The sequence below is a fragment of the Priestia veravalensis genome, assembly GCF_001457055.1.
Taxonomy (GTDB): domain Bacteria; phylum Bacillota; class Bacilli; order Bacillales; family Bacillaceae_H; genus Priestia; species Priestia flexa.
Window position 1 is genome coordinate 20,490 of sequence record NZ_KQ758650.1, and the last position, 12,239, is coordinate 32,728.

Annotated in this window: 13 protein-coding genes and 1 other RNA gene; 2 read left to right on the forward strand and 12 right to left on the reverse strand. The window is 38.3% G+C overall.

What is annotated here, in order from left to right:
• Window positions 1-12: 12 nt before the first annotated feature.
• The 10 genes from AS180_RS11010 to AS180_RS11055 all read right to left on the reverse strand — a co-directional run bounded on the left by AS180_RS11010 (window position 13) and on the right by AS180_RS11055 (window position 8,848).
• Window positions 13-1,041, reverse strand: coding sequence for a sensor histidine kinase (locus AS180_RS11010; RefSeq protein ID WP_025909368.1), 1,029 nt, complete (start codon window positions 1,039-1,041; stop codon window positions 13-15).
• Window positions 1,038-1,754: a cell wall-active antibiotics response protein LiaF gene (liaF, locus tag AS180_RS11015; protein WP_025909367.1), complete on the reverse strand. Its 717-nt coding sequence runs from the start codon at window positions 1,752-1,754 to the stop codon at window positions 1,038-1,040. The genes AS180_RS11010 and liaF overlap by 4 nt, the downstream gene beginning before the upstream one ends.
• Before the next feature lie 123 nt (window positions 1,755-1,877).
• On the reverse strand, window positions 1,878-2,501 hold the full coding sequence (locus AS180_RS11020) for a PspA/IM30 family protein (RefSeq protein ID WP_025909366.1): 624 nt from the start codon (window positions 2,499-2,501) through the stop codon (window positions 1,878-1,880).
• A 12-nt stretch (window positions 2,502-2,513) separates the two neighbouring features.
• Entirely contained in the window at window positions 2,514-2,867 is a 354-nt protein-coding gene (locus AS180_RS11025) for a lmo0954 family membrane protein (RefSeq protein ID WP_226372959.1), read from the reverse strand.
• 192 nt (window positions 2,868-3,059) lie between these two features.
• Window positions 3,060-3,442: RNase P RNA component class B (rnpB, locus tag AS180_RS11030), an RNA gene on the reverse strand.
• 68 nt (window positions 3,443-3,510) lie between these two features.
• Window positions 3,511-3,846 (reverse strand): cell division regulator GpsB, encoded by a 336-nt coding sequence (gene gpsB / locus AS180_RS11035; protein WP_025909364.1) that lies wholly within the window; start codon window positions 3,844-3,846, stop codon window positions 3,511-3,513.
• Window positions 3,847-3,949: 103 nt separating this feature from the next.
• Entirely contained in the window at window positions 3,950-4,501 is a 552-nt protein-coding gene (locus AS180_RS11040) for an SLOG family protein (RefSeq protein ID WP_025909363.1), read from the reverse strand.
• 72 nt (window positions 4,502-4,573) lie between these two features.
• Window positions 4,574-4,960 (reverse strand): spore coat protein, encoded by a 387-nt coding sequence (locus tag AS180_RS11045; protein ID WP_025909362.1) that lies wholly within the window; start codon window positions 4,958-4,960, stop codon window positions 4,574-4,576.
• 351 nt (window positions 4,961-5,311) lie between these two features.
• The gene (locus tag AS180_RS11050) at window positions 5,312-6,568 is read right to left on the reverse strand and encodes a ribonuclease H-like domain-containing protein (RefSeq protein WP_025909361.1); all 1,257 of its coding nucleotides are present in this window, start codon (window positions 6,566-6,568) and stop codon (window positions 5,312-5,314) included.
• Window positions 6,569-6,577: 9 nt separating this feature from the next.
• Window positions 6,578-8,848, reverse strand: a complete 2,271-nt coding sequence (locus AS180_RS11055) for a DEAD/DEAH box helicase (RefSeq protein ID WP_025909360.1) — start codon at window positions 8,846-8,848, stop codon at window positions 6,578-6,580.
• Between the two features lie 107 nt (window positions 8,849-8,955).
• On the opposite strand from AS180_RS11055, the gene AS180_RS11060 reads away from it, so the two are divergent.
• A complete protein-coding gene (locus tag AS180_RS11060; protein WP_025909359.1) occupies window positions 8,956-9,207 on the forward strand; it encodes a hypothetical protein in 252 nt (83 codons plus the stop codon).
• A gap of 39 nt (window positions 9,208-9,246) precedes the next feature.
• Here AS180_RS11060 and AS180_RS11065 read toward each other — a convergent pair whose 3' ends face one another.
• Both AS180_RS11065 and AS180_RS11070 read right to left on the reverse strand, forming a co-directional pair.
• Window positions 9,247-11,283: a thioredoxin domain-containing protein gene (locus tag AS180_RS11065; protein WP_062686814.1), complete on the reverse strand. Its 2,037-nt coding sequence runs from the start codon at window positions 11,281-11,283 to the stop codon at window positions 9,247-9,249.
• 15 nt (window positions 11,284-11,298) lie between these two features.
• Window positions 11,299-11,769 carry a GNAT family N-acetyltransferase gene (locus tag AS180_RS11070; protein WP_062686815.1) on the reverse strand — a complete coding sequence of 157 codons (471 nt, stop codon included), beginning with the start codon at window positions 11,767-11,769 and terminating at the stop codon, window positions 11,299-11,301.
• A 160-nt stretch (window positions 11,770-11,929) separates the two neighbouring features.
• Between AS180_RS11070 and AS180_RS11075 the strand changes: the two genes are divergently transcribed.
• Complete coding sequence (locus AS180_RS11075; RefSeq protein ID WP_025907150.1) at window positions 11,930-12,205, forward strand: DUF4282 domain-containing protein; 276 nt, start codon at window positions 11,930-11,932, stop codon at window positions 12,203-12,205.
• The last annotated feature ends 34 nt before the right edge of the window (window positions 12,206-12,239 follow it).

Below are 12,239 nucleotides of genomic sequence, written 5' to 3' on the forward strand. Positions count from 1 at the left end.
CCTTTCTTCAGTCTATTCGTTATGAATGAGCGGGACCTTTACTTCTAACTTCGTCCCGTGATTTGGCAAACTAACAATTTTTAAGGTAGCTCCTACTTCAACAGCTCGCTCATGCATATTTTGCAATCCATAAGAGCCTAATTTTTCCATTTCCACATCAAAACCGATACCATCGTCTTCAATACGTAGAATAACTAAGCTGTCACGCTGAACGAGCAGTACCTTCAGCATGGATGCTTTAGAATGCCTCAGTGCATTGGAAACAGATTCTTGAGCAATTCGAAATAGATGGTCTTCTACTCCTTTATCTAGTAAAAACTCTTCTACATTCCACTTAAGCTCCATCGGAACTTTTTGAGCAAGTTCTAATAAAAGTTCTGTAATGCCCTCTTGCAACGATTTTCCTTTTAATGCAGCTGGTCGCAAATGTAGTAGCAGTGCCCTCATTTCTAACTGCGATTGATTAATCATTTCTTCTACCATTTTTAACTGCTTGCTTTTCGGAGAATCTTCATCCGTTGATTCTGTTAAAGCTGACATGAGCATGGATGCGGCAAACAGTTGCTGACTCACAGAATCATGAAGCTCACGAGCTAATCGATTTCGCTCTTGCACAATGACTTCTTGAACTCGCTTTTGCTGATCTTCCACTTTTTCATTAACCATTTTTTGCGATTGTTCAACCTGCTGGCTCATTAAGCGTTGAACTTCTTTTACATTAGATAAAATACCTTCTACTTCTTGAACCGTTGTTTTATCATTTCGATCTTGATATTGACGGTTTTTCATCTCACGCAATCGATTCTCAATCACTTCAAGCTGTTGCCTCCAAAGCAATCCAGAAACGCCTCCAAAAATTGCTCCTATCGTTAGACTACTCGTGATGGAGAAAAGAATAAAAGGAACGTCAAACACTTCTCGTTCCCATAGCTCTGTAAACCGTTGGATAGGAAACGCCATAAACACGCTAATTATCATTGTAATAAACGTTGTAAAGGCTATCGTGATTCCCCATAGTAACTGGCGCTGAATAACGCTCATATTCGCTTCACCTCTAAACTTCCAACGCCCATTGAAATCATTACTTTTATTTTTTGTGATGCCTCATCAAATTCTGGCGTTTTCATATACACGTTTTGAAGTGGCGCAAAAGATTGCGCATGATCAAAGATTGTAACTGCTCCAGCCATAGAAGAATGATTAACCGAAATTTCTGTTTCGTATGGAATAAAAATGGTCACGTTACCCGCTAGTTGTCGAATAAAAATAACCGATTCACCCTTTGGAAGCACGGTGTAGCTAAGATCAATTACCACATCGCTCCACACATTTTGAATATTAATGTCACTCCATTCGTAAACGGTTTCGTCTGTTCGCTGTCGCGATATAAATGAATTTTTCAACAGCTGCCTTTGCGCTCGCAGGGATTCTCGACTTTCTGTTATAGGCGTAATATATACCGGTTCTTTTTTAGACTTAACAAAATGAAATAAATAATAGAAAAAAATTGCAATGACCAAAAACTGAAATGCGACTGTATTAACTAAATTTAAAATCGCACCAATGATTCCTATCCAAAATAAGATTTTACCTGAGCGCCTTGGTAGACGTTTTCGCCCTATATAGATAAAAGCACCAGCAACGAGGAGTGCAAAAATAAACCCGCTATGAAAAAAGACAACTTCAACAAATAAAATAAATAGAGCTGTAATGATTATTAGATTGAAGTATCCATTGTCTACAATTCTTTTCATGCCGTTCTCCTCCTTTCGCTTTGCAGGCATTTCCTCTTGATGAAAAAGGCGTAGCTACTACTACGCCCTTTTTAGAATATCACGTTTTGTCTATGAGATTACATTTTTTTATCCTAATTAACCTTATTTTGCTTCTTTTTGTAAAGCTGCAATTTTGCTGTCAATTGTTTGACGATAATAATCGGTATTAATTTGATTTTCTAATTGATCAATATAGTTTTCGATATCCGAAAACTTAGAATATTCACTTGATGATAGTTCATCATTGTTTAAAACAGTGTTCATTCGATGATTTGCTCGCGCAACGTTTTCACGCCCCATCAGTTCCATTCGGCGAATATGCATATCATTCAGCTTGTGCTTCATTTCTTCATATTTACGCTCTAATTCATCAAGCTGCTTGGTGACGTGCTGAACCGATATGTTCAAGCGTTCTGTACGCTCTTCATATTGAGCATGCTCTTTTTGAACAAATTCATACAGCTCATTTTCTTGAGCTTGCAGAGCTACTTCCGCTTGCTGCTGGCGCTTTTCTTTCATTGCCGATGCTAGCTTATATTCACGCACAAGCTGTTCTTTTAATAGGTGCTGACGTTCCACCAACTTTCGAACTCGTTCTGTTTCTTCTTCGCATTGGCGCAAATAGTAATTCAAAGCTGCAATTGGGTTTTTTTGTTGCTTTTGGTCAAGCATATTGTGCAAGTCCGATGAGATTGATTCTTTCATACGTGTAAAAATATTTTTCATAACGTTCACTCCTTAATAAGATTGTTTATTTAATTCTGTCCATTGGTTTTCAAAGTTTTGAAATGGATCCTCTGTTTTAATTTCTTTCATGTCATTATCGTTCCACTTGGTGTATACAAAGTAAAGCGCAATGGCTGCTAAGATACCGAAAAATGCTGGTACGTTAGCAATCATGCTCAAGATAACAATCACACCAAGTACTGCAAAAGCTGCTTTCTTAAATGAAGATGTTGCTTTTACTACCTGCTTCCATACACCATATAAAATGACAAGCCCTAGTAGCATTAGCATCATCGGTCCTAAATTAGCAATAAGCACAACCGCTGCTATTAGGCCCAGAATAAATAGTCCAAATTTTTTCATCATGTTGCCTCCTTTCTTTTTCTATTCTCATCTTACCTACAATTCTTTCTTTCCAAAACGAGCTTAAGCTTGATTTCCATCTAAGACCTGAGGCTTAGTACAGAAAAAAGCACACAAAAAAAAGCTCTTCATGATATGAAGAGCTGGTGCGAATATATTTGGTTAACAACTAATGTCGACTGCTGTTCAATAGCGTTCTGTAAGCCATGTTTTGTTCCTTTGTACTACAAGCGGCTAGCTACCTCGTACTCCGGTGGTAATTATCTATCTACAAAATGCGTGCATTTTGTCCTTCCCTCTGTTCAATTCCTTTGGGAAAGTTCCCCTACCATTATTTGGGTTTCTCGCTCGTGGGGTTTACCTCGTTCCACTCTCATTATTTCTAATGAGACTTCGTCACTGTGGCACTTTCAGAGTATTCAAACCATATCCTAAGACTTAGGCTTTTTCCCCGCCGTTAGCAGTTACGCTACCCTAGCTTATGACTTCACTAGGCACGAACACTACAAGCATCTCAGCCTGTGCGAGCATGGACTTTCCTCTACATCTTCAAAGAGATGCAGCAATTACCCAAACGCTATTGATTACGACCTTTCTAATTATAATAAAAATAGGAGTTAATTGCAACTCCTATTTTTATTCTTCATCATTCGTATAGCTTGCTACCAAATACATGCTTTTCAAGATTAGACAAACGTTTTAAAATATCAAAGTTTGTCGTACCAGCCTGCTGCTGTGCTGGTGGCGGCGTATAAGACGGTGCCGTTGTAGATTGTGGACGTTTTGATAACTCTTCCACTTGCTTTTTTAAGCGTAAATTTTCTGCCTGTAGTAACTCGATTTCTTCATGAAACGCTTCATAATCTTTAATAATGGAGTCTAAATATTTATCGACTTCCTCTTGATTATAGCCTCTCATTCCTGTTTTGAACTCTTTTTCCAAAATTTCTTTTGCTGTTAAACGAATTTTATCAGCTAACATTTCAATCACCTCGAATACAATAAACCTCTTGTTTATTATAAACCATTTTTTCAGAAATAGCTCAACTTGTCAATTTATCTTGCAAAATGTTTTTCAATATTGTTTAAAAAGATGAAAACTTCTCCTCTTCAACTATATCTTGTAAATCATAGGATGTAATGGTGATAATCGGGTATTCACTCTTTTCAGCCTTATCTTGGGCTACTTTTAGCATAAATTTTGGGCTACCCTCATGCTCTTCATCATATACAAGGCAAATCCCATCGCTTTTTTCAATTAAAAATTGATTTTTCAAGCGGAACTGATTAGGACTTTCATACTTCTTTTTTGTAATGCTATCCACAAAATCAGCTTGGCTCACGATAAATTCATAAAGTTCTTTATTCGCTTCGTTCCACTTCTCTTCCTGATCTAAAAAAGGGGTTAATACACCAAGCTGTAGCTGGGGGTATTCCAGCTGCAGGTCAAATATCACTTCAGCAGCCCACAATTCTACACCGAGCTGGCCACTGATTAGGACCCATTCAAGCCCTTCTTCAATGAGCGGTACTAAACGCTTCATTACTGCTTTTTTTATGTATGAAATACCAGGGTGCTGATCATTAAAAATCCCTAATTCAAATGGTTTATACCCTGAAATTGTCAGCACTTTCATCGTGTAAGCACTCCTTTAAATATAAGAATAGGAACTGAAATATTCAGCTCCTATCAATTGATTTATTTCTTATTAAAATCTTCTTTTTGCACCTGGATATCCTGGCATCATGCCGTTTTCCATCGCTCCTGCTACTTGATTGCCTTGACCTGGCATCATACCTGGCATCATACCTGGCATTTGAGCACCAGCCACTTGGTTGGGCATTCCTGGAGACATTGCCCCACCTACTTGTGTAGGACATTGTTGTGCACCACCAAAGAACTGTTGGCTTGTTTGTTGATTTACAACAGATTGTGTTTGTGGAAAATAGTGTACATGTTTAAAATTCGTTTGATTCACTAGCGTGTTATGGCTTGGGTGAATATGAGGTACAACTACCTCCTGATTGTTAAACTGTATACAACATTTTGTTGGGTGCACGATTGGTGGCATGCACTTTACTGGTCTTGGATACATGATGTTTTCCCCTTTCACTGTTTAGTTATTACATTACTACAGTATGTGATAAGGGGTGTACATGTACTAATGTAAACACCTATTTTCTAAAACTACATCAAAGAAAAGTACGTGTTTTTCATGCTACTAAAAATAATTACCGTCAAACAAATAATTGCGAAAAATGATACCAAAATGACATTTTTCATATTACTTCTCTCCATCTCACCAAAGTTCTATATTTTTGATATAAATTGCTAAAACAGCAATACAATGTCTTATTTTATCAACGACTGAAAAATAGAACAATATTTAAAATAGAGAAAACTAAAATTTAACAATTTGGAATTTTCAGTAATAAATTAACAATCATTATAAGTGAGATGTATACATTTTATCTTTATATCTAACCCGATTAATCCGCTTGTATAGAGCTTCTAGTTTATCATTTTCAATGAACGTTTGACTTTCTTCCGTCAGCTGTAAGGCTTTTTCTGCATAAAATACCCCACGCTCATAGTTTTTAAACTTATGTTCATATAATTTAGCAAGCTCAACGGCTGCTTCAGTTTGAAGAAGTATTGGCGCGTTGGAAACAACATATAAAAACAGCTCTTCTGCCTTTTTAAATTGCTTGTTACGCTTATGCTCAAAAGCAATAGCTCGGATCGCTTGATACTCTTCATCACTTTTTGCATTAGCCACATCTTCATACAATGCTAACGCCTCTTGTTTTTCACCGAGCTGTTCGTACCAACGAGCGACTTCAAATTTCTCTTTCAACGTAGCTTTATGCTCAGAGAGAAGTTGCTTTGACAGGTGAATATAGAGCGTAATTAAAGAGAGGATATCTGATTCATTATGATCCATTACTTCAAATAACCCTTGAGGATTTTTGCTTTCTATGAAATCAAAATAAATCATTGGTGCTAAAAACCCTGGGACATCATTAACACGTTCAACCCCCAGCACCTCTTTTTCAACATTTGCAAGCTTAACAGAATCCATTTTATGTTTCCAAAGCCTTCTTGAAGCGTGTAGTAAATCAAAATGCCCAAACTTAGGAAGTTTCGGTAAATGGTCTCTTAATAACGTGTGTCTTGTTTTTACATGAGGCCAATCAAAAGACTTTCCGTTATAAGTGACGAGCGTTGTATAATCAACGGCTTTTAAAAAGCTTTCGTAAAACGCAACTTCACCGCTTGGCTCGGTTAACACATGCTGCCTAAATATCACTTCATCTTCTATCACCTGTGCATAGCCCAGTAAAAAGATAGTCGTTCCTGTTCCCGTACTCAACCCCGTCGTTTCTGTATCGAAGAAAAACAAATCCGACATTTTATGCCCTTTTGCAGAAAGTGGATGTGATAGCGGAGACTTATTCCATGCTTCTATCACTTTCTGTAGTTCTGAAAATGCATAATGTCCGTGACGATAGCCAATTGGATAGCGCACTTCACGAATCATGCAGTAGTTATCCTCGCTAAAATAAGGCTTAGCAAATTTTTCATTCCACTGCTGTTCATAGGCTATTCGTTGATGATTAACCGGTTCACTTTTTAAAACAGGCACTTTCTCTTCCACATGCAAATGCTTTTTCATTCGATTAAGCTTATTTTTCAACGACATTTCTTGCACCTACCTTGCTAATAATAGCTGAAGCAGTGAGAGCGCATCCTGTTTAGCATGTTCACCTTGCCCCTCTAATCCAATACAGGATGGACAGCCGCTTTCACAATGACAAGTAGCAATAAGCTGCTGCGCTTCTTCTAACACTTCTTTCATTTGTTCGTATACTTTATCACTCAGTCCAATTCCACCAGGGTATCGATCATATAAAAAGATGGTTGGCTCTTCATTATGAACGGCTTTCACTTGCGGAACAACATGTAAATCAGAAGGGTCACACATCACCATTAACGGTGCAATTGACTGAATGGTAGTAGCAACTGATAATAGAGCCTGTTCTAATCGTTCTTCTGACTCTTGGAATACTTCTTTTGAAAAACTAAGCCAAACTGCATTGGTATGCAGCTCTTCCTCAGGCAAATGAATTGGACCTGACCCAATGTTTTCATGCGTCTCAAATTTAATCTTCTTAAAAATAGTAGCCATCGCGCTTACCATTACATCTCCGTACCCCATCGTATAAGAAGGTGCTTTCGTTTCTTTATCGGCTTCCAATACTTTTAAGTTAACGGCTAAATTGGCGTCTGTAAAATAATCAGCGGTGACTTCACGTACGTATGCTTTTTTTTCATCCCAATCTAAATACTCAACTTGATATTGAATACCTTGATGTAAATAAATAGCTTCATCATGTAAAAGCGTCATGGCACTGAAACGGTCCATCTCTCCGATGACCTTTACGTTGGCGACGTCTGACTGATCAATAATAACGACATTTTCTTGTGAAGCAGATCTCAAACTGATATTGTGAGCTGGAAATGAATCGTTCATCCAATACCACTTATCACCGCTTAGGTGAATCACGCGCTCTTCTCCTAAAAACTCCAATACATCTTCAATATCCACACCGTCAAACGTTTCTCCTTGCTTAAAGGGCAGTTCATAGGAGGCACACTTTAAATGATCCACTAAGATCACTAAGTTATCAGGATTAATGCGTGCCCTTTCAGGGTTACGACTGAAGAAATATTCAGGGTTTTGAATCATATATTGATCCAGCGGGCTCGAACTAGCAACCATCACAATAACGGCTTCTCCGTGTCTGCGCCCTGCACGTCCAGCTTGTTGCCAAGCACTTGCAACTGTTCCAGGATAACCTGTCATCACACATACTTGCAGCTGCCCAATATCTACTCCAAGCTCTAGTGCATTTGTGCTGACGACCCCATAAATTTCTCCTCTACGCAGTCCCTTTTCAATTTCACGTCTCTGCTTAGGTAAGTATCCCCCCCGGTACCCTTGAATCGATTTACCTTTCAGCTGATTTTTTACAAGTTCTTGTAAATACGTTAAGATAATTTCAACCCGAACGCGACTTCGAGCAAAAACGATTGTTTGGATTTTATTCTTCAAAAACTCTCCTGCGATGTTACGAACCTCCAGCGTAGCGCTTCTCCTAATATTTAGTGGCTTATTTACGACGGGTGGGTTGTAAAAGATAAAATGTTTTTTTCCACTCGGTGCTCCGTTATTATCGACAAGCTCCACCTGCTCTCCTAAAAGATGCTCTGCAAGCTCTTTTGGATTGGCAATTGTAGCGGACGTACATATAAACACTGGGTTACTGCCATAATAGCGGCATATTCGCTTCAAGCGTCGAATAACGTTTGCTACGTGGCTTCCGAATACGCCTCGATACGTATGAAGCTCATCAATAACGATATACTTTAAATTCTCAAACAACGATACCCATTTTGTATGATGAGGCAAAATAGCAGAGTGAAGCATATCAGGATTTGTAATGACAACATGACCCGCTTTGCGCACCTTTTGACGAATATTAGCTGGCGTGTCTCCATCGTATGTGTAGCTGTTAATTGAAACGTCCATTTCTTCAATCAGTTCATTTAGCTCCGTCTTTTGGTCTTGTGCAAGAGCTTTTGTTGGAAACAAATATAGCGCACGGGACTGCTCATTTTCCATGATACTTTGAAGGACAGGAAGGTTGTAACAAAGCGTCTTTCCTGAAGCAGTAGGCGTAACAGCAACTACATTTTTCTTCTCATACGCATATGTAAAAGCTGTAGCTTGATGCGTATAAAGCGATAGAATTCCTCTCTTCTCTAATCCCGCACGTATTTTCTCATGAATTTGTGAAGGAAAAGGACTTGTTTTTGCTTCTTTTTCTTCAATTGTATGCCAATGAACGATGTTGGATTTAAACTGTTCATTCGTTTGCAACACGTTCATTACTTCTTGTAAATTTTTACGTATTTTCATCTTCATCACCTAGCTTTATTTTAACGAATTTAAGGCTTGTTTCAAATCATTAGTTTTTGTATGTTTTTTCAAAAAAGGGACATCGTAACAACTAGGAGGTGGACAACATGGGAAATCCTTATTTATGTCCAAGCTGTAAAACAAACCGAACGCGCTTTAATATCATTGAGCAAAAAGCTACGGCAGTCAAATTAGATCCTCGCTCTGGTGACGTTGTAACAGAATATACCAATGATTCACTAGATGCTTTCCATGCGCCATACCGTGGCCCAGAACGCCGCATTCAGTGCGCAGCATGTGGTTTAATTGAAGATGAATATACATTTGTAAAACACGCTGAAAGCAAGCAACTATCATAAAAAATACCGCCATAGAGGAATGGCGGTATTTTATTACTTTTATAAAACTGCTTCAATAGCCTTTTTTATTTCCATAGACGGACGCTCGCACGCAAAATCTTTACATACATAAATGGTCGACTCACCTCTTTGGTCATAGCTCTCTAGGAAATCAGCATGTGGCATCAGTTCGTTTTTATTCCCAACCAACCATACAACTTCTGGTATAAATGACGTCTTCAAAAGCTGTATTTCTTCTACTTTACCTTTAGTTAACACAACCATTTCTTTTATCCCGATTGCTTGTTCAAGCCGCGCTTGTAAAAACTGCGTATGGCTACTGGCTTGCATTCGAATAAGTGAATAAAACGTTCGCTCCATCTTTTCAACCATTTGTAATAACTTTTCGTTTCCTGTTCGGTGACCTAAACGTAAAAGCTGGCAAACGGCGACGCTATTACCGGATGGGAGAGCACCATCGTACACTTCTTTTTCACGCACAAGCAGTTGCTCTGCATCACTTCCAGTAAAGAAAAACCCGCCTTTGTCTTCATCCCAAAATAATGAAGTCATATTCTCTGCAAGTGCTTTCGCCTTCGTAAGATAATCTACTTTGAGTGTCGCGTCGTAAAGATCGTTATAAGCCCATAATAAAAACGCATAGTCATCAATTAAACCTTTTTCCTTTACTTCTCCTTCACGATAGCGAACCATTAAGCGCTCCGTCTCGTACATATTTTCGTGGATAAAAAGCGCAGCCTGCTCAGCTAGCTCTGTAAATGTTTCATTTTGCAATGTCCGACCCGCTTTTGCTAATGCGCTTATAATCAAGCCATTCCAAGATGTTAAAATCTTATCATCAACGTGAGGGTATATGCGTTTTTGACGCTCTTTTAACAGTTTTTCATTGCATTTTTTTAGCTTAGTTTCCGTTTCTTCAACGGATTGTTTACTGCGCTTGGCTAGCTCTTCTATTTCCGTTGGAATTAAATGAAGGTGGTTCTTGCTTTCAAAATTCCCTTCTTCCGTAATGCTATATGCACTGCAGACAAACTCGGCTTCCTCTTCAGTGAAAAGGTTTGTTATTTCTTCTTTTGACCATACGTAATAGGTTCCTTCTGCTCCTTCTGAGTCAGCGTCAATCGCTGAATAGAATGCACCCGTTTGACTATCTCTCATTTCACGAATTAAAAATGTGATACTCTCTTCAATTATTTCACGATAGCGCTGTTTCTTCGTCATTTGATATGCTTCAATATAAGCATGTAGCAACAGCCCTTGGTCATAGAGCATTTTTTCAAAGTGCGGAATCATCCATTGTTGATCTGTTGAATACCTCGCAAACCCACCACCAATTTGATCATAGAGACCGCTTGAGGCTAACGAATCAAGCGTTTTTTCAACCATTAACAGCGCCGTATCATTATTGGTTAATCGATGATATCGAAGCAAAAATGTCAGCGTATGCGGCATTGGAAATTTCGGTGATTGCCCAAATCCTCCATACACTGGATCAAATTGACCAACGAGCTGCTGAAATGCTTGATGAAGGGTAGCTTCATCAATTGTGCTGTCTGAAGGAATATGTACAGAAGCTTTTAAACCTTTTACAACCTGCTCTCCTACCTTTTCAACAAAGGACCGCTCATGCAGAAACTTTTCAGCGAGCTGTGGTAGCGCATCCATCATACCTGGTCTATTATAAGCGCTATTCTTTGGGAAATAGGTACCCGCATAAAACGGTTTTTGGTCAGGTGTTAAAAAGACGTTTAAAGGCCAACCTCCGTGATTGGTCATCATTTGGCATACGCGCATGTAAATGGAATCGATATCTGGTCGCTCTTCGCGGTCTACTTTAATTGCAATAAAGTGTCTATTTAATAAATCTGCGACTTCTTCATCTTCAAAGCTTTCTTTTTCCATCACGTGGCACCAATGACAAGTGCTATATCCAATTGATACAAATACAGGCTTATTTTCACGCCTGGCTTTTTCAAAGGCTTCTTCTCCCCACGGATACCAATTAACTGGGTTATGTGCGTGCTGTAGCAGATAAGGAGATTTCTCATGAATCAGTGCGTTAGTATATTTTTGCATCTTTACACCTTCTTTCTATAATGATAGTTTACCGCCTTCTATTACTTTCTCCAAATGAACTAGGGTTAGCTCATCATTTATTTTTGTAGTTCTTATCACGACAAAGCCTTTCTTTTGATAAAGACAAATAGCTGGCATATTCTTTGAAGCCGTTGAAACAGATATCTTAGTAGCTGAATAGTTTTTTTCTACAAAGGCTAGTAATTTTTGAGCAATTCCTTGTTTAAAATGCGCAGGATCAATAAACAACCGGTAAATATCTAACTCTTTCCCCAGCACTTTAAACGAAATAACGCCGGCTAACGTGTCTTCTATGTAGTATCCCAAAAATATCTCTTTAGATTGTTGTAGGTGGAGGAGCGTTTCTTGCAAAGGTGGAATCTGACGACTACGAATAATTGATGCTTCAACTTCGTATGATCGTTTTTGTAAAGCTAAAATGGCTTTTGCTTGCTGATTATTTAGCAAACTATTTTCTTTAATCATTTATTCCTCCATCTGTTTGTCTTCTTTACTTTTCTATCATTATAACTTATCTGGTTCTTAACGTTAAAAAAATAAAGTGATTCTGTTCTAAATAGCCGTACTTGTTGATATGTATAAAAGGACAAAACAACTAGTCTACACACCAAAGGAGAGAAATTAAATGAATAGTAGCTTTTTCAACTTCGACAAGATGTTAACACCTTCTATCATTAAAATTGTCTTCATTATTGTCTCTGTCTTAACCATTCTATTAGGTTTTGGATTTATTGTAAGTGGAATTAATAGCATGTATGGTGGTGGTTCCCTTGTCTTTTTAGGCCTAGCATTAATTGTGGTGGGGCCACTATTTACGCGCATTTACTGTGAAACCCTAATTGTTGTATTTAAAATGCATGAAGCTCTTCATAAAATGGCAGAAATAAAGAATCAAGAATAAAAAAAGCGATGCGGTTTAAACCGCATCGCTTTTT

Excerpts from the sequence above, each read along its gene's own strand:
- AS180_RS11020 (WP_025909366.1), bottom strand. The coding sequence starts at position 2,501 with ATGAAAAATATTTTTACACGTATGAAAGAATCAATCTCATCGGACTTG.
- AS180_RS11070 (WP_062686815.1), bottom strand. The coding sequence starts at position 11,769 with ATGATTAAAGAAAATAGTTTGCTAAATAATCAGCAAGCAAAAGCCATT.
- AS180_RS11055 (WP_025909360.1), bottom strand. The coding sequence starts at position 8,848 with ATGAAAATACGTAAAAATTTACAAGAAGTAATGAACGTGTTGCAAACG.
- AS180_RS11060 (WP_025909359.1), top strand. The coding sequence starts at position 8,956 with ATGGGAAATCCTTATTTATGTCCAAGCTGTAAAACAAACCGAACGCGC.
- AS180_RS11040 (WP_025909363.1), bottom strand. The coding sequence starts at position 4,501 with ATGAAAGTGCTGACAATTTCAGGGTATAAACCATTTGAATTAGGGATT.
- gpsB (WP_025909364.1), bottom strand. The coding sequence starts at position 3,846 with ATGTTAGCTGATAAAATTCGTTTAACAGCAAAAGAAATTTTGGAAAAA.
- AS180_RS11050 (WP_025909361.1), bottom strand. The coding sequence starts at position 6,568 with ATGTCGTTGAAAAATAAGCTTAATCGAATGAAAAAGCATTTGCATGTG.
- AS180_RS11025 (WP_226372959.1), bottom strand. The coding sequence starts at position 2,867 with ATGATGAAAAAATTTGGACTATTTATTCTGGGCCTAATAGCAGCGGTT.
- AS180_RS11065 (WP_062686814.1), bottom strand. The coding sequence starts at position 11,283 with ATGCAAAAATATACTAACGCACTGATTCATGAGAAATCTCCTTATCTG.
- liaF (WP_025909367.1), bottom strand. The coding sequence starts at position 1,754 with ATGAAAAGAATTGTAGACAATGGATACTTCAATCTAATAATCATTACA.
- AS180_RS11010 (WP_025909368.1), bottom strand. The coding sequence starts at position 1,041 with ATGAGCGTTATTCAGCGCCAGTTACTATGGGGAATCACGATAGCCTTT.
- AS180_RS11045 (WP_025909362.1), bottom strand. The coding sequence starts at position 4,960 with ATGTATCCAAGACCAGTAAAGTGCATGCCACCAATCGTGCACCCAACA.
- AS180_RS11075 (WP_025907150.1), top strand. The coding sequence starts at position 11,930 with ATGAATAGTAGCTTTTTCAACTTCGACAAGATGTTAACACCTTCTATC.